Source organism: Mycoplasma sp. Ms02 (assembly GCF_019720735.1).
GTDB lineage: Bacteria > Bacillota_I > Bacilli_A > Mycoplasmatales > Metamycoplasmataceae > Mycoplasmopsis.
The window spans coordinates 589,509-609,055 of sequence record NZ_CP081302.1 but is presented as its reverse complement, the minus strand read 5'-3'; the positions used below and the strand labels follow the sequence as shown (position 1 = coordinate 609,055).

General features: G+C 35.7%; 13 protein-coding genes and 2 rRNA genes. 2 read left to right on the top strand and 13 right to left on the bottom strand.

Annotated features, from left to right (window positions below; all coding sequences use genetic code 4):
• Nucleotides 1-5 precede the first annotated feature (5 nt).
• The 11 genes from K4L35_RS02345 to tsaE form a co-directional block, all read right to left on the bottom strand.
• Nucleotides 6-524 carry an adenine phosphoribosyltransferase gene (locus tag K4L35_RS02345; protein ID WP_370629442.1) on the bottom strand — a complete coding sequence of 173 codons (519 nt, stop codon included), beginning with the start codon at nucleotides 522-524 and terminating at the stop codon, nucleotides 6-8.
• Nucleotides 524-2,329 carry a translation initiation factor IF-2 gene (gene infB / locus K4L35_RS02340; RefSeq protein ID WP_221617338.1) on the bottom strand — a complete coding sequence of 602 codons (1,806 nt, stop codon included), beginning with the start codon at nucleotides 2,327-2,329 and terminating at the stop codon, nucleotides 524-526. Before infB ends, K4L35_RS02345 begins: the two co-directional genes overlap by 1 nt.
• A complete protein-coding gene (locus K4L35_RS02335) occupies nucleotides 2,305-2,601 on the bottom strand; it encodes a YlxR family protein (protein ID WP_255558965.1) in 297 nt (98 codons plus the stop codon). The genes infB and K4L35_RS02335 overlap by 25 nt, the downstream gene beginning before the upstream one ends.
• Nucleotides 2,582-4,237, bottom strand: coding sequence for a NusA N-terminal domain-containing protein (locus K4L35_RS02330; protein WP_221617337.1), 1,656 nt, complete (start codon nucleotides 4,235-4,237; stop codon nucleotides 2,582-2,584). The genes K4L35_RS02335 and K4L35_RS02330 overlap by 20 nt, the downstream gene beginning before the upstream one ends.
• A gap of 7 nt (nucleotides 4,238-4,244) precedes the next feature.
• Nucleotides 4,245-4,739 carry a hypothetical protein gene (locus K4L35_RS02325; protein ID WP_221617336.1) on the bottom strand — a complete coding sequence of 165 codons (495 nt, stop codon included), beginning with the start codon at nucleotides 4,737-4,739 and terminating at the stop codon, nucleotides 4,245-4,247.
• 61 nt (nucleotides 4,740-4,800) lie between these two features.
• Nucleotides 4,801-6,594 (bottom strand): ABC transporter ATP-binding protein, encoded by a 1,794-nt coding sequence (locus K4L35_RS02320; protein WP_221617335.1) that lies wholly within the window; start codon nucleotides 6,592-6,594, stop codon nucleotides 4,801-4,803.
• Nucleotides 6,594-8,372, bottom strand: a complete 1,779-nt coding sequence (locus K4L35_RS02315; protein WP_221617334.1) for an ABC transporter ATP-binding protein — start codon at nucleotides 8,370-8,372, stop codon at nucleotides 6,594-6,596. The genes K4L35_RS02320 and K4L35_RS02315 overlap by 1 nt, the downstream gene beginning before the upstream one ends.
• A gap of 189 nt (nucleotides 8,373-8,561) precedes the next feature.
• Nucleotides 8,562-9,749: an elongation factor Tu gene (gene tuf, locus K4L35_RS02310; RefSeq protein ID WP_221617333.1), complete on the bottom strand. Its 1,188-nt coding sequence runs from the start codon at nucleotides 9,747-9,749 to the stop codon at nucleotides 8,562-8,564.
• Between the two features lie 230 nt (nucleotides 9,750-9,979).
• The gene (gene tsaD, locus K4L35_RS03535) at nucleotides 9,980-11,719 is read right to left on the bottom strand and encodes a tRNA (adenosine(37)-N6)-threonylcarbamoyltransferase complex transferase subunit TsaD (protein ID WP_221617332.1); all 1,740 of its coding nucleotides are present in this window, start codon (nucleotides 11,717-11,719) and stop codon (nucleotides 9,980-9,982) included.
• A complete protein-coding gene (locus K4L35_RS02300; RefSeq protein ID WP_221617331.1) occupies nucleotides 11,719-12,285 on the bottom strand; it encodes a tRNA (adenosine(37)-N6)-threonylcarbamoyltransferase complex dimerization subunit type 1 TsaB in 567 nt (188 codons plus the stop codon). Before K4L35_RS02300 ends, tsaD begins: the two co-directional genes overlap by 1 nt.
• A complete protein-coding gene (tsaE, locus tag K4L35_RS02295) occupies nucleotides 12,171-12,677 on the bottom strand; it encodes a tRNA (adenosine(37)-N6)-threonylcarbamoyltransferase complex ATPase subunit type 1 TsaE (RefSeq protein WP_255558963.1) in 507 nt (168 codons plus the stop codon). The genes K4L35_RS02300 and tsaE overlap by 115 nt, the downstream gene beginning before the upstream one ends.
• Before the next feature lie 210 nt (nucleotides 12,678-12,887).
• Between tsaE and rpmF the strand changes: the two genes are divergently transcribed.
• On the top strand, nucleotides 12,888-13,085 hold the full coding sequence (gene rpmF / locus K4L35_RS02290; protein ID WP_221617330.1) for a 50S ribosomal protein L32: 198 nt from the start codon (nucleotides 12,888-12,890) through the stop codon (nucleotides 13,083-13,085).
• 238 nt (nucleotides 13,086-13,323) lie between these two features.
• On the opposite strand, the gene K4L35_RS02285 is transcribed toward rpmF, so the two are convergent.
• Together K4L35_RS02285 and K4L35_RS02280 are read right to left on the bottom strand one after the other, a co-directional pair.
• A 23S ribosomal RNA gene (locus K4L35_RS02285) occupies nucleotides 13,324-16,220 on the bottom strand.
• 312 nt (nucleotides 16,221-16,532) lie between these two features.
• A 16S ribosomal RNA gene (locus K4L35_RS02280) occupies nucleotides 16,533-18,039 on the bottom strand.
• The 16S and 23S rRNA genes sit together here, the layout of an rRNA operon.
• Before the next feature lie 248 nt (nucleotides 18,040-18,287).
• Between K4L35_RS02280 and K4L35_RS02275 the strand changes: the two genes are divergently transcribed.
• A complete protein-coding gene (locus K4L35_RS02275) occupies nucleotides 18,288-19,523 on the top strand; it encodes an IS3 family transposase (protein ID WP_221617329.1) in 1,236 nt (411 codons plus the stop codon).
• Nucleotides 19,524-19,547 lie beyond the last annotated feature (24 nt).

The following is a 19,547-nucleotide window of genomic DNA, read 5'->3' as shown; positions in this document are numbered from 1 at the left end:
ACAAATTAAACGTTAACTAGTGAAACGATTTCAATATTCTTATCAAAAATATCTCTACCCTTTAATTCGCTTAGTTCTAAAAGCACAACTATCTTTTTGACAATAATACCTTGAGATTGTAATAGTTTTACAATTGCCTTTGTTGTTCCACCTGTTGCAAGAACGTCGTCCACGATCACTGCCGTTTGTCCAGGTTTAGCAAAACCTACTTGAAATTCAAGCTTGTTTGAACCATATTCAAGATCGTATTCCATCGAAACAACTTCACCAGGAAGTTTGTTTGGTTTTCTAACCATTAAAAATGGTTTTTTTAGCATTGCTGCCGTAGGTGTACCAAAAAGAAATCCACGTGCATCGGGTCCGACGATTAAATCTGTGTCTTGACAGTGTTTTGCTATTTCGTTAATTGTGTAGTTTAGAACTTCACCGTTTGCAAGCAATGGTGAAATATCTTTAAATAAGATTCCTTTTTTTGGGAAATCTTTAACATCTCTTATGTAATTTTGTAGCTTAATTTCTGACATTATGCAACACGTACGTCTTCATAAAACTCTAGTACGTCATCCTCTTCAATATCGTTGTATTTTTTGATGTGGCAACCAAAGTCTTTACCTTTAACCACCTCTTTTGCATCGTTAAGCTCTCTTTTTAGGGAGTCAAGGACACCTTCGTGTAGTAATTTACCTCTACGGTAAAGCTTTACTTTACATCCTGCCTTAACCACACCTTCATCCATCATTGATCCTGCGATATGTCCAACTTTTGAATAGAAGAAAACCTTAATAATGTGAGCTTGACCAATTTTTCTTTCTTCATAAACTGGTTCTTTTTCTCCATCAAGCATTGCTTGACAAAGTTCAATAATTTTGTAAATAACATCAAAACTGTGTAAATCAACGCCTAAGTTAGCAGCTGATTGTTTTTGGTTGACAGTTGGTTTCATATTAAAAAGCATAATTGAAGCATTCGATGCTTGAGCAAGTAATAAATCAGCATTTGATAAAGGACCAGCAGCACTTGAAACGACGTTGATTACAGCTTCATCATTGCTCATTCCGTTTAATTGGCCTTTAATAGCTTCTGCTGTTCCAAAAACGTCACTTTTAATAATAACGTTAAGAACTTTTTTACCGTTAGATTCAGTGACTGTTTGAGCTCTCGAGTATAGTTCGTTTTGTTTGTCTATTCTGCTTTTTTCATTTGCAAGTTTCTTTGCAAATTTTTCATCTGAAAGACCGATAAATTTGTCCCCAGCCATAGGTGTGTAGTTTAAGCCTGAAATAGCAACAGGTGTTCCAGGTTCAGCTTTTTCAATTAACTCACCATGCGAGTCCATTAAACTTCTGATTCTTCCATATCTAGAACCAGCAACAATGAAGTCACCTTTGTATAATGTTCCATTTTCGATAATTAAGTGTGAAACAGATCCAAAACCTTTATCCACTTTTGATTCAATAACTGTTCCAATTGGGTAACGTTTTGGATTTGCTTTAAGATCAAGTAGTTCGGCAAGCAGCAAAATCGCGTTGAATAAATCGGTAATTCCATCACCATTTAAAGCTGATCCATAAACAATTTGTGTATCTCCACCATATTCTTCAATAACAACTTCATTTTCAGCCAGTTCACCTTTGATTCTGTCTAAGTCTTTTGTTGGTTTATCCATTTTGTTAACAAAAACTATTATCGGAACACCAGCAGCTTTGGCGTGTACGATTGCTTCTTTTGTTTGTGGCATAACACCATCATCAGCAGCAACAACAAGAATAACAATATCTGTTACTGACGCTCCACGAGCACGCATTTGTGTGAAGGCTTCATGACCAGGAGTGTCGATGAATGTAATTTTTTCATTTTTATGAGTAACTTGATAAGCACCTGTATGTTGTGTAATACCTGAGCTTTCTGTTGAAGCAATATTTGAGTTTCTGATTTTGTCAATAAGTGTTGTTTTACCGTGATCAACGTGCCCCATGATTGTAATAATGGGTGCACGTTTTACTAAGTCCTTTTCATCGTCAACAAAGTTAACTTCGTCTAAGAAGTTACCTGCATCAATGTTTGTTTCTTTGTTAAATTCAAAACCGTATTCTAATGAAAGTTCAGCAATTTCCTCTTCATCTAGCACGTAGTTTAAGTTTGTAATTTTTCCTTTTAAGAAGAACTTTTTGATGATGTCGTTCGCATTTAGTTTTGTTTTTTGAGCAAAGTCTGAAATTGACATTTTCCCAGTAAAGGTAAACACACCGTCCTTAAGTTCTGTTTTAACTGTAGATAACTGTTGTTTAACTTCATCTACGTTACTTATTCTTTGATTTTTTCTTGCCATAAAACACCTTTCAATTTTTGTTCTATTTCTTCGTAAACGCATTGTTCAACGTTCGTTTTAAAAGATCTATTTAAGCCTTTTGTTTTTCTAAACTTTTCTCAGATAGATCAGTCTTTTTGGATGTAGCATCCTCTACCATCTTTGTTTTTGTCTAAGTCCAAAGAGATGATTCCTGTTGATTTTTTATAGTCAAAACGAATTAATTTGTCGATGTCGACAATTTGATTTGTCGCGACACATTTTCTTGTGTAATTAGTTTTCTCACTCATCATCAAAATCACTAAGATCTAATCCACCATCAATACCATAATTTGTTAAATCATTATCAACATGGAAATCTTTAAGTTCAACTTTGGCTTTTTTATAAGCTTTTTCAGCTTTTGAAACTGCTGGTTTGGCTTCTTTGTTTACTTCCTGTTCAGACTCTTGAACTTCAACTTCAGCATCGTCAAACACTTTATCAAAGTCAATGTCGTTTAGGAAGTCATATTCATCCTCTTCTTGTTCAACATTTAAATCTGTTTGCTCGAAAATGTCATCAAGGTTCAATGGAGCAACTTTTTCTTTTTTGACAACTTGTTTAGAAGCTTCTTTTGCTTTTTTGGCTGATTGTTCTGAAGCTTCTAATTGTTCTTCCAGGAATCTTGAAACGTCAGCTGAAAATTCGTTAACATCAATATCAATGTTTTCAAAGTATGTTGATGTACGAGATTTTCTTGGGGCTCTTGATTTTGCTTTGAAAAGTGGTTTTTCGTACATTTCTGCTTGATTGAATTCGTAGCCATTTTCAAGCGCTTCTTCAGTACTAATTACGTTAACATTGACTTCTGTCACTTCTTTTACTAAATTAATGTTTACACCTGATTTACCAATCGCAATCATTAAATCTTGCTTTTTAGCAACTGCAATATATTTAGGGAATTTACCTTTTTCATCTACTACGACATCAAGGATTTTTGCTGGTGAAAATGCATTTTTGATGTATCTAACCATATCTTCATCATAAAGAACTACATCAATCTTTTCGCCACCTAATGAATCGTTTATTGCTTTAATTCTTGATCCGTTAACACCAATAACTGCTGAAAGAGGGTCAACAGAATAGTCAAGGTTTGTTGATTTTACAACTACTTTTGATCTAACACCTGGAACACGTTTAATTTTTACAATCTCAACATATCCTTGTGAAATTTCAGGAACTTCAGCATTCATTAAGTCTTCTACGAATGATGGTGAGTCAGTTGAAACGATACATTGACTTAACTTTGTGTCTTCAGATACTGCCTCAAGATAAACATCAATGATACTTCCTGGTTTCATTGATAATTTTGCATTGATCTTGTTTGCAGGCAGAAACGCTGTAACACCATCTTCAAATATTAAGTTGTAAGAACCGTTATTATTTCTTGTCAAGATTCTTGCCTTAATCTTTGAACCAATTAATGGTTCGTATTTCACAAAGACTTTTTGCTTATCTTTAAGTTTTAAGCCGTATGCAAAACCATGTTTAATAGCTGTTTTGTTTTTCTCTGTTAATAAGTCAAAATCGAATTCTGCAGATACTAAATCATCAACCTGCACTTCTTTGTCGTAAAGTCTTGCTTCTGAAAGTCTAATGAAAGTTATTTTGCTTAAATCTTGTTCACTTTCAAATTCGTAATCATCTTCAACAACAATCATAGCGTTGTTGTAAATATGAACAAGCTGATTTTCTTTATCAACTCTAAATTCGATTTCAGCATCGGGGTCAATATCTTTGTTTACAACTTTTGTTGTCTCTTCTGAAAGGATTTCAGCTAATTCACTTACTAATAAGTTATTTTTTTGAGCGAAACCTAGTAAAACAATATATCAGTTTTTCTTAGTTTCTAAGCTAGTTCCGTTTTTTTTAACTTCTGTATTGCTCATGATTCTCCTATATTTTGTAGTATTTCTCTACATTTGTTAGTTCATCTTTTTTAAATTCTAATTTTCTAATTCTGCCGTGATCGTTTCATTTCACAAGAACAGTGTCACCCTTATCTTCAAGGATATCAACGATAATTGTTTGATTTCCGTTAAAAGATTTTCTGAAATGTAGTTTAACTCTTTGATCGACGTGTTTTGAAAGGTCTGAAAGATCTAGTTCGTCGCCCTCACCTTTAGATTCAATGTTTACGAAAGCCAAATCATCATATCAGCTAAACGTTTTCATAAAATCAATAATTTGTGCTGTATGCTTTTCTAAACTTTCAAGATCTGTGACGTCTAAAATCACTTCTGCACCTGTACCAAAGCCAAATAGCTTATCTTGCTTTTGTTTTGCATCGATGATTATGTCGCCAAATTGATTTTTTAAAATACTTCTTAAATCCATATTTTCCTTTCAAAAGAATAAGAAAGAGCCGCCTATAGCAACTCCTTTCCTCATTTATATATCATTATTTTATAACTATTTTAGTTTTTAACTAACTTTTTTTTGTGTTTTGTTGTTAATCTTGTTTGTCTTCAAATCCTGTTTTATAAAGTGATGCATAATGACCATCTAACTGAATCAACAGATCATGATCACCACGCTCAATTATTTCACCTTTATTCATAACTAAAATCTGGTCTGCTTTTCTAATTGTGCTTAATCTGTGGGCGATTACTAGAATTGTCTTTTTATCAAAAAGAACCTTGATTGCATTTTGTACTTGTAACTCTGTGATTGTATCTATGTTAGACGTTGCCTCATCCATAATGATAATTGGTTTATTAGATAAAACTGCTCTAGTTATAGAAAGTAACTGTCTTTGACCTTGTGATAAATTAGCACCATTTTGTCAAAGAATTGTGTCATATCCGTCTGGAAGTTTTTCAATAAAGTCGTGTGCTGCAGTCTCTTTTGCAACTCTAATCATTTCTTCGTCTGATATTTTGTTGCTATAGTTTTTTAGGTTATTTCTAATAGACGTTTCAAAAAGAAAGACATCCTGGGAAATTGTAGCGATTTGATTTCTTCAACTATTTTGTGTATAATCATTTGCATTTTGGTCGTCAATTGATACTAATCCATGATCTGTTTGGTAAAACTGAGCAAGTAATTTAGCAATTGTCGATTTACCTGATCCAGTATGACCAACAAGAGCTGTTATTGTATTGGGTTGAATTTCAAAACTTACATTATTTAATATATGCTTTTCAGAATCTTGATTATATTTGAAGCTTACATTTTCAAACTTAATGTGTGCTTTTTTAATTTTTAATTCCTTAAGCGAAGGGTCTTGATTGATTTCCTCAAGATCTAAAATCCTTTTAATTCTGTCTCAGGAAGCGATACCGTTTTGCATTGAGTTGGTAAAGTCGATCAACTCACCAAACTTATTTGTTACTGTAGAAACATAAAGTGAAAAAGAAGTAATAACACCAAAATCTAGAGGAGTTATTCCATAAGTTGATATTTTATTAACATAGAAAAAGACACAAATACCTATAACAAAGATCGAATTGAAACTTTTGATGAAATTATAAGTAGGTCTAATGATGTGTCAATACAGTACTGATCGACGCCCAGCATCACGTTCTTTTTTACTTACTTCAATAAATTGTTTTAAAACATAATCTTTTTGATCGTGAATACGAACAAGAGGGAGAATATCTAATGTTTCTTCTAAAAAACCATTATAAACACCTCACATTCTTCTTGATTTTAAGAACAGACCTCTTGTTTTGGTAAGTATTATTAAGAAAACAAAACCTGAAACAGGAACAATTAAGAAAACTATTGAAGCGATTAAAGGAGCGTAAATAAACATCATTGTCATTGCAATTATGTAGTTAAAGAGAATTGAAAATGTTGCAGTAATTAATGTAGTAGCTGTCTCAAATAGTGAGCTTGTGTCATTGGTCATCGCAGACATAAGATCACCTGTTTTTTCTCTTTCGAAAACACTCATTGGCATTCTCTGAAACTTTTTATAGATTGAGTCTCTTAAGTTGTAAGGAAAAACCTGGAGTGTAACATTGACTATATAGTTTGTAGCCATTGTTAAAATTTTTGTTGTTAAATATATCAATAAAAGAATGAAAACCATTATAAAATAGCTGGTTTTGGAACTTTCTCAAGTTTGATCGAAACTTGAACTATCGAAAAATGATTTTAAAATATGTCCAGTAAATCAACCCACTCCAACACCAATTAGTGCAAGACTTCCGAAAATGGAAACTAGAATGAATCACGTTTTTTTAGGAAGACTGATGAATTTTAAAATTTCAAAAATAGCGCTTGTCTTTTTTTGTTTCATTACTCCTCCTGTTGTGATTTATAAATATCTTGATAATGATCATTTGTGGCTAACAATTCTGCGTGTGTGCCTATTCCATAGATCATTCCGTCTTTTAATAGAATTATTTGATCCATGTTTTCAACGCTTTTTAGCCTTTGAGCAATTACTAAAAGAGTAGTTGAATCTAGATTTTTTTCGATATTATCGCGTACTGCTTTGTCAGTTTTGTTATCCAAAGCACTAGTTGTGTCATCTAAGATTAAAATCTTAGGTTTTTTGATAATTCCTTGAGCAATTGAAATTCGTTGTTTTTGACCACCACTTAAGTTAATTCCATGCTGACCTATAACTTGGTCATATTTATTTTCATATTCATTAATAAAACCTGAAGCTGAAACGTCGATTACTTCTTCAATATCAACTATTCCAGATTGTGGACTAGATAAGACAATGTTCTCTTTTATTGTTCCAGAAAATAACATAGGCTTCTGAAACACTGCTGAGACATTTTTTCTAAAACTATTTTTGTCGATTTGCTCTATTTTATAGTCATCTATGAAAATTGAACCTGTTTTAGGTCTAACTTCTTGTAGAAGCAAATGAACGATTGTTGATTTACCAGAACCTGTTTTCCCAACAATACCAACTTTGGAATTAGGTTTTATTGAGAATGATAAGTTTTTAACTGCATGTTGATTAGGATTATTTGCATAGGTGTAGCTTACGTTGTCAAATCTGATGCTTCCGTCTGTTACATAGTGAGAACTTTGATTTAAGTAATATTTATTTTTTACTCCTAATATTGAATTAATGTTTTTCGCAGAAACATTAGATCTAATTAATCGATTGAAGTCAAAAGAAATTGCACTAACACCCATCGCAATCATCGTTAGGTATGAAGTGAATTGGAACAGATTGCCTGCTTCTCTGGCAATATTCGTGTTGTTATATGCATTTGCAAGAATTCCGAATGTTACAAAAAGAATAATGATTCCGATATCATTAATAAAATGAACCATCGGAAAACCTAGAGATGTGATTCTGTTAGTTCTTTTCGCAATATTTAATAATTCGTCGTTTATATCTGTATAAAAGGAATATCTGACGTTTTCTAGGTTGTAGGATTTGATTAATTCAACACCATTAAGGTCTTGTTTTGCTTGGTTATTTAACTTTTCTAAAGCATTGTTTTCTTTCCTAAAAAAAGGAAATATTTTGTTAATTGTGAAGACTGCTCCAAGGATGATTAAAGGAACAACAGCAATAATTGAATAACTTAGTTTAATATTAATTGTTAAACAAAATACTAATCCGAGCACAATTGTAAAAACAGAGGAAGTTAGACCTCTAGAAATGACATAAAATCCACCGTTCAGTTTCATAATGTCATTGTTAAATCTTGTGATTAAAATTCCTAGCGATATTTCATCTATATTTTCTTTGTTCATATCTAATACACGTTCAAACATTTTGACACGGACAACATGACGAATATCGCTGATTAAGTATTCAGTCAGCCTCATGGCTGCGAAACTGAACACAAAGACTAAAATTTCATTGATTAAAGTGAAAATCACAAGCGTTCAAAAGACCGAAAGTGATTTGGGTTCGTATTTGAAGAACAGTAAATCGACTGTTCTCACTGGTGTTTCAAGATCGGTATTACTGATGATAATGAATTGTTTGATTAGCAGTGGGCTGAACATCTGAAAAAAGACGGGGCATGCTGCTAAAAAGAAACTAATTACAAGCATTACTTTGAGGTAACGAGGTAACAATTTGTATATTTTAAGCATAAATATATTTTAGTTAAATTTTTGGCAAAGTTTTAAAAAGTTAAAAAAACTTGACGTTTTCAACTATAAGAAAGTCGTTTTTAAGATTTTGTTATCAAGCGAAAGAGGTTTTTTGAGTTTAAGACGCTCAAGAACAGGAAAATAAAAAAACTTTGCTCGAAAGCAAAGTTTTTTGGGTTGTTAGAAAAATTATTTAATGATTTTTGTAACTGATCCAGCACCAACTGTACGTCCACCTTCACGAATAGAGAATTTTGTTCCCTCTTCAACGGCGATAGGAGCGATTAGTTTAACTGTTAAGTTAACGTTTTCCCCTGGCATAACCATTTCACGTCCAGCTTCAAATTCTAGACCACCTGTAACGTCTGTTGTACGGAAGTAGAATTGAGGTTTGTAGTTTTTAAGGAATGGTGTGTGACGTCCACCTTCTTCTTTTTTAAGAACGTAGATTGCAGCTTCGAATTCTGTGTGAGGAATAATTGAACCTGGTTTTGCAAGAACTTGTCCACGTTCAACTTCTTCACGGTTAACTCCACGAAGTAGTAACCCTGCGTTGTCTCCAGCCATAGCTTCTTTAAGGTTTTTACGGAACATTTCGATTCCTGTAACAACTGTTTTTTTAGTTGGGTGTAATCCAACGATTTCAACTTCTTCGTTGATTGATAATTTTCCACGTTCTACACGACCTGTAGCAACTGTACCACGTCCTGTAATTGTGAAAACGTCTTCAACAGCCATAAGGAATGGTTTGTCGAATTCTTTAACTGGTGATTCGATGTATGTATCAACAGCGTTCATTAATTCCATGATTGCGTCTTCGTATTTTGCATCACCTTCAAGTGCTTTAAGAGCAGATCCACGGATAACTGGAGCGTTGTCTCCGTCAAATCCGTATTCTGAAAGAAGTGAACGAATTTCCATCTCAACAAGTTCGATCATTTCGTCTTCACCTTCTAACATATCAACTTTGTTTAAGAAAACAACGATACGTGGAACACCAACTTGTTTAGAAAGTAGGATGTGTTCACGTGTTTGAGGCATAGGTCCATCTGTTGCAGCAACAACAAGGATTCCCCCGTCCATTTGAGCAGCCCCTGTAATCATGTTTTTAACGTAGTCGGCGTGACCAGGACAGTCAACGTGTGCATAGTGACGTTTTTCTGTTTGGTACTCGATGTGTGATGTGTTAATTGTTATCCCACGAGCTTTTTCTTCAGGTGCGTTATCAATAGAAGCATAATCACGAGCTTCTGATAATCCTTTTTTTGATAAAACTGTAGCAATAGCAGCTGTTAAAGTTGTTTTACCGTGGTCAACGTGACCAATTGTTCCAACGTTAACGTGTTCTTTACTACGGTCGAAATCTAATTTAGCCATAATAATATCCTTTCATTATCTTAGTATTGTTCTAGCGCTAAAACCAACCAAAGTCTAGCCTTTCAACTAGATCCTATCCATAATTTAGCATCTATATTATTTTACCAAAAATATTTTTTTACAGAATAAAGCAAATAAGCCCCATTTTACTATAAAACAGGTATATAAAAGCAAAAAAACATTTTAATCTTAGTATGTGAAAATAATATATTAAATTCGCGAAATTTAAATTAATTTTCTAAAAATTGTTCTAGGAATTTTGCCACTGCTTGCTGATCATGATCTCAATCAAGAACTAAATCTGCTATTGCAATCAATTGAGGTGATGCATTTTTGACAGCAACTAGTGTTCCAACTTTACCTTTTGAAGTTGAATCGTTCATCGAATCACCAATGTGGTATGCGTTCTCTTTTTTGTAACCAAAGTGGTTTAAGTATCATTCCTCAGATTTACCTTTTGAAGCCAAACTGCTTGTTATTTCCATGAAATAGTTACCTTTTCCAGTAAACGAAGCAGTTAAATGCTCTGAATAATGTTTGTCTAAATGCTTCTTTATCCTTCTCATCTTACGTGGGTTTAAAGAATAAAGCATAATTTTAAACAAGTCTTGATCAAGAACTAATTTATTGGTCTTACGAAGTGAAACACGTTTTGTTAATTTAGTTAAAAGCCTGTGAAACAGTGATTTTGTGAAAGTTAAATGGTGTAAATCAGAATTTAAGGTTAACGAAACTCTTTGGTTTAATAAATAATCTAGTAAACCTTGTTTGATACTTTCGTCGATATTGCTACTGAATACTTCTTTGTTATCGATAAAAATCTTTGCTCCATTTCAGAGTATGAAATTAGAAAAACCAAGATCTTGCATCAGCTTCATAGTTCATTTGGTTATTCCACGGCCTGTCGAAAAAACTACTTCGTGTTTTCCACGTATTTTTTGAACTGCTTGAAGATTGCGTTCAGAATATCCGTGCCCACCTTTTTCTTTTATGTCTAAAAACGTTCCGTCTAAATCAATAAAAAATATTTTCTTATCCATTTTGTCCTTTAACTTATCTAATAAAACTACTTGAGCTATCATTGCAGCGTTATCTGTAGCGTATTTTAAATCGGGTATGATTGTGTTTTGGTGTAGCTTTAGAAACTCTTGTCTTAAATGTGAGTTTGCACTAACTCCACCTCCAAGAATTAGTGTTTTAACATCATGCTCTTCAAGGGAAAGCTTCGTTTTTGCAATTAAGTACTCCACAGCTGTTTTTTGAAAAGAAGCAGCTACTTGGTTTAAGTCAATTTCCTCTTTTTTCATTTGCTTACTATTTACATAATTTAAAACTTGGCTTTTTAAACCACTGAAAGAAAAGTCGTATTTCCCTTCTGTGTGAGGTGTTGTGAACTTAATGTACTCACCTTTGTAGTTATTAAAAATTTTATCAATAATTGGTCCACCAGGAAATCCTAATCCTGTCCGCGAAGCCACTTTGTCAAAAACTTCTCCGACGGCATCATCTTGCGTTTCGCCAATTAGTTCATATGACGCAAGATCTTTAGCAAGCAACAGTTGTGTATGACCCCCAGACACAAGCAAACATAAAGCAGGAAATGTTACTTTAGATGTAATTGTTGCTGAAAGTAAGTGTCCATGAAGGTGATCGACGGGCACTAATGGTTTCTTCAGAGCTAAAGACAAGGCTTTGGCGAATAAATATCCGACTTGCAATGTTCCAATCAAACCTGGTTTTTGTGTATAGGCGATGTAATCGATATCGCTAAGATCATAATTAGTTTGGAAGTACTGCTGAATTAAATTAATGTTTTTAACATGTTCACGTGATGATAGTTCAGGGATTGTGCCACCATATTGCTTGAAGATGTCAATTTGTGATATTGTTTTCATATCAATGACACCATTTTGATCGATTAGAGCAATCGAAGTGTCGTCATGAGAAGTTTCAATTCCTAAAATCTTCATTATTTACGAACTCCTATCTGTGGTTGCTTAATGTAAAGTGCATCGATTTCTAAAACATTTTTTGCATTTTTGAACTTATCTTTTAAGAAATTGAAGTGTTGAGTGATTGCTCTGTAGTCAATTTTATTTAATGTAATATCGTCACTATAATCTTTAATTTCAACTGAACTTAAGTAGTCCTTAGTCGCTCAGAACTTCTCGGTATCAAACTCGAAAACCTTTTGACCTTGGGCGTCAACGTAAAGTTTTTCTTGATCGTTTTGAAACATTAAAAAATCAAAAGTAGTTATTCAAAAAAGTGGTTTATTTAAAGCAACTGACAATGTCTTTAGAAATACCAAAGATGATCTTGCTCCTGTAAAATAACCAGGACCAATATTCGTGTAAAAACAATTAATTTGATCAATCTCCAAGTTGTTTCTTTTTAAGATATTCTCAAATTGGTCAGCGATTAAATCAACCTTTTTCTTGTAACCAACCAAGTGTGTGTAATCGTAAACAACAAAATCGTCACTGAATAGCGATATATAAAAATCATCATTTGTTGTATCAATAAAAATATTCATTTTATACTCTTTCTATTTCGTAAACTCTTTGATTGTTTTCTTGTTTTATAAGTAACTTTGACATATTCCTGAAACTTATTAGGTAAGTTTTCAAATCATTCTATTGCTACTAAAGAATCGTCAAAATAGTCCTCAAATTCCTCTAACCCAAAATTCATGTTATAAGCATCAATGTGAACTAATCCATGGTAAACCTTCATATAGCCAAATGAAGGTGATGTGATATTTTCTTTTATTCCGAGCTCTTTACCTATCGATTTAACTAAGGTCGTTTTTCCACTTCCTAACTCACCTGAAAGAAGCAGAAATTTTCTGTTTTCAAGAATTTCTAACAACGATTTAGCAACAAATTCTAGGTCATTCAAATTTTGAGCTCTGAGAGTAGTTTTCATATTAATATAATTTTAAATTATTTTATTAGTTTTTTTAGTTTTAGCCCTTAAAACAGGGTAATATTTTAAATTTATAGATACTAATTTTGGGTCTTTTTTAATGTAATAATTGCATTTTTAGTTTTAGAAATTATAAAAAAAATATATAATAGATATGAAATTTAAACAACTTGTTGTTTAGTTTTTAAACCACATTATAAGGAGGGTAAAATGGCAATTGTTCCAAAGCGTAAAACTTCGAAACAACGTAAACACAAAAGAAGAACCCACGACGCTCTAACAACACCTAATTTAGTGGCTTGTGCAAATTGTTCACAATTAATCGAGCAACACGTTGTTTGCAGATTCTGTGGTTTTTACAAAGGTAAAAAAGTTGAAGGATACGAAGCTTTAAACGATAGAGCTTAATATAAATAATCAAAGGGTTGTTTGCCCTTTGTTTTTTTATATCTTTTTTTAGATTGTTTTGTTATACAAAAGATTTTAGCTGCTGATAATTAAGGCTTGAGGCAGGTATAACAAGAATAAGTTCTGTAAATTAAGTTGATGCACTAAAAAATAAAAAAAATAACCCTCCGTGGGTTTTGATCTTTGAAAACTGAATAGTTAGGATTTTAATTCATTAAAATGTTTTAAAATTCATCACACTTTTAAACCTATCAATTTATTAGTAATGGTCAGCTGAATGTATTGCTACACGTACACTTCCATCCTATCAACCTCGTAGTCTACAAGGAATTTCAAGGGAATACTCATCTTTGAGGAGGCTTCCCACTTAGATGCTTTCAGCGGTTATCCTTTCCACACTTGGCTACCCTGCTATGCTTCTGGCGAAACAACAGGAACACCAGCGGTGTGTCCACTCCGGTCCTCTCGTACTAAGAGCAGCTCTCATCAATATTCCAACGCCCACATCAGATAGGGACCGAACTGTCTCACGACGTTCTGAACCCAGCTCGCGTACCGCTTTAATTGGCGAACAGCCAAACCCTTGGAACCGACTCCAGCTCCAGGATGCGATGAGCCGACATCGAGGTGCCAAACCTTGCCGTCGATGTGATCTCTTGGGCAAGATAAGCCTGTTATCCCCAGGGTAACTTTTATCCGTTGAGCGACTGCCGTTCCATGACGTACAGCCGGATCACTAAGTCCTGCTTTCGCACCTGCTCGACTTGTAGGTCTCGCAGTCAAGCACACTTCTACCTTTGCGCTCTGCATACGGTTTCTGACCGTATTGAGTGTACCTTTGAACGCCTCCGTTACCTTTTAGGAGGCGACCGCCCCAGTCAAACTACCCACCACGCACTGTCCCCCCACCGGATTACGGCGGCAGGTTAGAAATTCAACATACCAAGGGTGGTATTTCAAGGATGACTCCATTAAGACTGGCGTCTTAACTTCAAAGTCTCCCACCTATCCTACACATGTTAGGCCAAATTTCAATACGAAGTTGTAGTAAAGCTCCATGGGGTCTTTTCGTCTTGATGCGGGTACCCAGCGTTTTCACTGGGACCATAATTTCACCGAGTCCAATGTTGAGACAGTTGAGAGATCATTGCGCCTTTCGTGCAGGTCAGTATTTAGCCGACAAGGAATTTCGCTACCTTAGGACCGTTATAGTTACGGCCGCCGTTCACCCGGGCTTCATTTCAACGCTTCGCTTAAAGCTAACGCATCCACTTAACCTTCGGGCACTGGGCAGGCTTCACCCCCTATACATCACCTTGCGGTTTAGCAGAGAGCTGTGTTTTTGATAAACAGTTGCCCCTCACAATTTACTGTGGCCCATTCAAGATGGGCTCCCCTTCTCGCGAACTTACGGGGTCAATTTGCAGAGTTCCTTAACATTGGTTTTCTCGCTCGCCTTAGAATACTCATCTTGGGAACGTGTGTCCGTTCTCGGTACAGGTATCAATAACTTTAAACGTTTAGAAACTTTTCTTGGAAGTGTGAAATCACAAAATTCGTTACTCGTCGCCTTTCACTATGCATCACATCTCCCGGTTATACAATGCGCATTTTACTACATTGACCAGTTGATGCTTGCCCCCAAATCCAATAATGGGTATTGCTATCCTTCTCCGTCATTCCATCACTAGTTATTGACAGTACAGGAATATTAACCTGTTGTCCATCGGGTACGCTTATCAGCCTCCCCTTAGGTCCTGACTAACCCTGGGTGGACGAACCTTCCCCAGGAAACCTTTCCCAATAGGCGTCGCGGATTCTCACCGCGAATCGTTACTCATACCGGCATTCTCACTTCTTAGCGCTCCATATGTCCTCACGGTCATACTTCATTGCCCTAAGAACGCTCCTCTAACGTACAAAAATGTACCCGTGGCTTCGGTATCGTGTTTTAGTCCCGTTACATTATTGGCGCAAGTTCTCTTGACTAGTGAGCTATTACGCACTCTTTAAAGGATGGCTGCTTCTAAGCCAACCTCCTAGTTGTTTATGAAAACTCACAACCTTTCTCACTTAACACGATTTTGGGACCTTAGCCGACGATCTGGGTTGTTGCCCTCGCGAGCCGGGACGTTAGCACCCCGGTTCCGACTGCATGACAATTCACAATGGTATTCGGAGTTTGATTATAGTCAGTACCGCTAGGCGCGGCCATTCCATATTCAGTGCTCTACCACCAAAGTTTAACATCACACGCTAGCCCTAAAGCTATTTCGAGGAGAACCAGCTATCTCCAAGTTCGATTGGAATTTCTCCGCTATTCACAAGTCATCCGGGCACTTTTCAGCGTACTACGGTTCGACCCTCCACTTGGGATTAGCCAAGCTTCAGTCTGCTCATGAATAGATCACCTGGTTTCGGGTATATGTCAACATACTAAAGCGCCCTATTAAGACTCGATTTCTCTACGGCTCCGCTTTTTTCCACTTAACCTCGCATGTTAACATAACTCGCCGGTCCATACTGCAAGATGTACGCCATCACGCTTTAACGCGCTCTGACTAATTGTAAGTATACGGTTTCAGAATCTATTTCACTCCCCTCCCGGGGTTCTTTTCACCTTTCCCTCACGGTACTAGTTCACTATCGGTGTCTGGTTAGTATTTAGCCTTACCGGATGGTCCCGGCAGATTCAGACAGGGTTTCACGTGCCCCGCCCTACTCAGGATACAGTCAGAAGATTGTGCCATTTCGCATACGGGAGTTTCACCCTCTATGCTTGTGTTTCCCAACACATTCTGCTATAACACAATTTTGTAACTTCATGTAGACTGTCCTACAACCCCAACATATGTTGGTTTGGGCTCTTCTACGTTCGCTCGCCGCTACTGATAGAATCATTATTTATTTTCTCTTCCTGTTGCTACTAAGATGTTTCAGTTCACAACGTGTCTCGCTCAACTAACTATTTTATTCATTAGATGGCAGCTAAGCTTTCCCTTAGCTAGGTTCCCCCATTCGGAAATCCCCGTTTCATAGCGCATATCCAGCTCCACGAGGCTTATCGCAGGTAATCACGTCCTTCATCGACTTCCAGACCCAAGGCATCCACCATATACTCTTACTTATTTAAAAGTACAATATTTACCTATTGTTGATGTATTTTAAGACATTTTAATGAATTATTAAATGTTAAATTTAATAATTAACTCGGTATCAAAACAAATAAGACTTTTACTTTATCTTTATTTATTTTTTGATGTCGTTGTTATATTAAAATATTTTAATTAACTATTCAGTTTTCAAAGAACAAGAGAGAATGTTCTCTCAAAACTAGATATATTACTATTGGGCTATTAACAATAGCACATGACGCATTTAAATTAAATAGCCATTCTGTTAAGTGTGTCGTTGACTTCTCATTTTGAGAAGTCGTGTACTCCGTAGAAAGGAGGTAATCCATCCCCACGTTCTCGTAGGGATACCTTGTTACGACTTCACCCCAGTCACCGGTCCTGCCTTAGGCAGTTGTCTCCGTAGTTAACAAAACCGACTTCGGGCATTACCAGCTCCCATGGTGTGACGGGCGGTGTGTACAAGACCCGAGAACGTATTCACCGTAGCGTAGCTGATCTACGATTACTAGCGATTCCGACTTCATGTAGTCGAGTTGCAGACTACAATCCGAACTGAGAACGGTTTTTTGAGATTTGCTCAACGTCGCCGTATTGCTTCTCTTTGTACCGTCCATTGTAGCACGTGTGTTGCCCCACTCGTAAGAGGCATGATGATTTGACGTCGTCCCCACCTTCCTCCCAGTTACCCGGGCAGTCTCCTTATATCATCTAAATAAGGACAAGGGTTGCGCTCGTTGCAGGACTTAACCGAACATCTCACGACACGAGCTGACGACAACCATGCACCATCTGTCATTCCGTTAGCCTCCACTATATCTCTATAGCTTTGCGGAAGATGTCAAGAGTGGGTAAGGTTCTACGCGTATCTTCAAATTAAACCACATGCTCCACCGCTTGTGCGGATCCCCGTCAATTCCTTTAAGTTTCACTCTTGCGAGCATACTACTCAGGCGGATGATTTAATGCGTTAGCTGCGCCGATGAGCTCCCCATCAGCTAATCATCATCGTTTACGGCGTGGACTACCAGGGTATCTAATCCTGTTTGCTCCCCACGCTTTCGTCTCTCAGTGTCAGTATATGTCCATTAAGCTGCCTTCGCCAGGTTGGTGTTCTTCCTTATATCTACGCATTCCACCGCTTCACAAGGAATTCCGCTTACCTCTACATAACTCTAGTTTGCCAGTATCCAATGCAATTTGGAGTTGAGCTCCAAGTTTTCACACCAGACTTAACAAACAACCTACAGACGCTTTACGCCCAATAATTCCGGATAACGCTTGCAACCTATGTATTACCGCGGCTGCTGGCACATAGTTAGCCGTTGCTTTCTGACAAGGTACCGTCAAGGCAATAGCATTTCCTCTACTGCTTTTTCTTCCCTTATAACAGCGCTTTACAACCCGAAGGCCTTCATCGCGCACGCTGTGTCGCTCCATCAGGCTTTCGCCCATTGTGGAAAATTCCCTACTGCTGCCTCCCGTAGGAGTCTGGGCCGTATCTCAGTCCCAGTGTGGCGGATCAGTCTCTCAACCCCGCTAAACATCATCGTCTTGGTGAGCCATTACCTCACCAACTAACTAATGTTACGCACCCCGATCCTCTAGCGAAGCAAACGCTCCTTTTATATTAACTTCATGCGAAGCTAATAAGTATTCGGCATTAGCGATCATTTCTAATCGTTATTCCCATCTAGAGGGCACGTTAAGTACGTGTTACTCACCCATTCGCCGCTAAGTTCCGAAGAACTCCGCTCGACATGCATGTATTAGGCACACAGCCAGCGTTCATCCTGAGCCAGGATCAAACTCTCGAAAAAATTGACTGTCATGTTTTATATATCTAGTTTTCAAAGAACATTTTCACGATTTGCGTCGCAAGTCGTAAATTAATTTTAGCACGAAAAAGAAACAATGTAAAAATTTTTTTGGTTTTTTTGACAATTTTTTGACACATTCTTTTTAAGACATAAAAAAGCATTATTTAAGGCACTTAATTTTATTACAAGAAGTAAACTAGGACAAAAAAATCGGAAATTCCGATTTTTATTTTTCTAAAGGAGCAAGAATGAAAAACTTAAACAATGAAATGCTTATAAAACTCTTTAAAGTTTATGAAAAGTTTAATTTTGAGAAGTATGGAGACAAGATGTTTTTCTTATATATAAAAGAAAAGTTCTTTGTTGATTTTGGTAAACCAAGTTTGTATAAAAAATTTAAAATTTATTATATGAATTACAAAGAAAAAGGTACTTTGCCAGAAAAGAAAAAACCATCAATCGAAAGAAGAGGAAGAAAAAGAAAGGTTGACCTAAGCAGCCCAGAGTGAAAAGTAGATTACGATGTTTTTGATAAAGAAGACATGGTTTTTGTTATAGAAATGTTTAGAGAGATTTTTGATCGTAATGGTGTTGATTTTACAATTCAAGATGCCATAAAACTTTTAAACCAAAAGAAAGGCAAATCCAGGAAAAGATCACAACTAATTTTATGTTTCTTATTTAAAAAATCTACTTTTTATGACTTTGTAAAAAGGTCATACAAAATGACACTTAAAAAATCTCAAATTCAGAAAGAGATGGAAATAATTAAAAAAGCTATGGAAGATACTAAGTTCAGATTCGGTAGGGAAAGACTGTCTTTTTACATATTAAAAAAACATGGAATAGCACTTAATTACAGGACTATAGGAAGAAGAATGAAGAAACTTGGTTTGAAATGTGTTATCAGACAAAAATCAAAAAGAAAAGAATCTAAAAATACAAATGTTAAATTTCCAGACCTAATGAAAAGAGATTTTGATGGACTTAAACAAGAAACATTTTCAACCGATGTTACATATATTTCTGCACCTAAGGACGTTAAGGAAAATCATGTCTTTTTGTCAGCAGTTTTACACAATAAAACCAAAAAGATTGTCGGATGATCTCTAAGTAGGACTAATAATGTTGAACTGGTTCTTGATTCTTTAACTTCTATTAACTTTTCCAAAATACATGACTTCGTAATTCACTCAGATCATGGATCACAATATTCTAGTCAGGAATATTTAGAAACAATAAAAAACTTGAATGGCAAAATTTCAATGAGTAGAGTTGGAAACTCGTTGGATAACAGAGAAATTGAATACTTTTTCTCAATTCTAAAAACTGAACTTATTTACAACATTTCCACAAAAGATATGTCGTTTGTGGAACTAAAAAGTCAAATTAACAATTTTATTGAATGATATAACACCGAAAGATTTCAGAAAAAACTCAATTTTAAAACACCTCAGGAATCCTGAAGTGCTTTATATAGATAATTTAAATTCCGAAATAACTGTCCT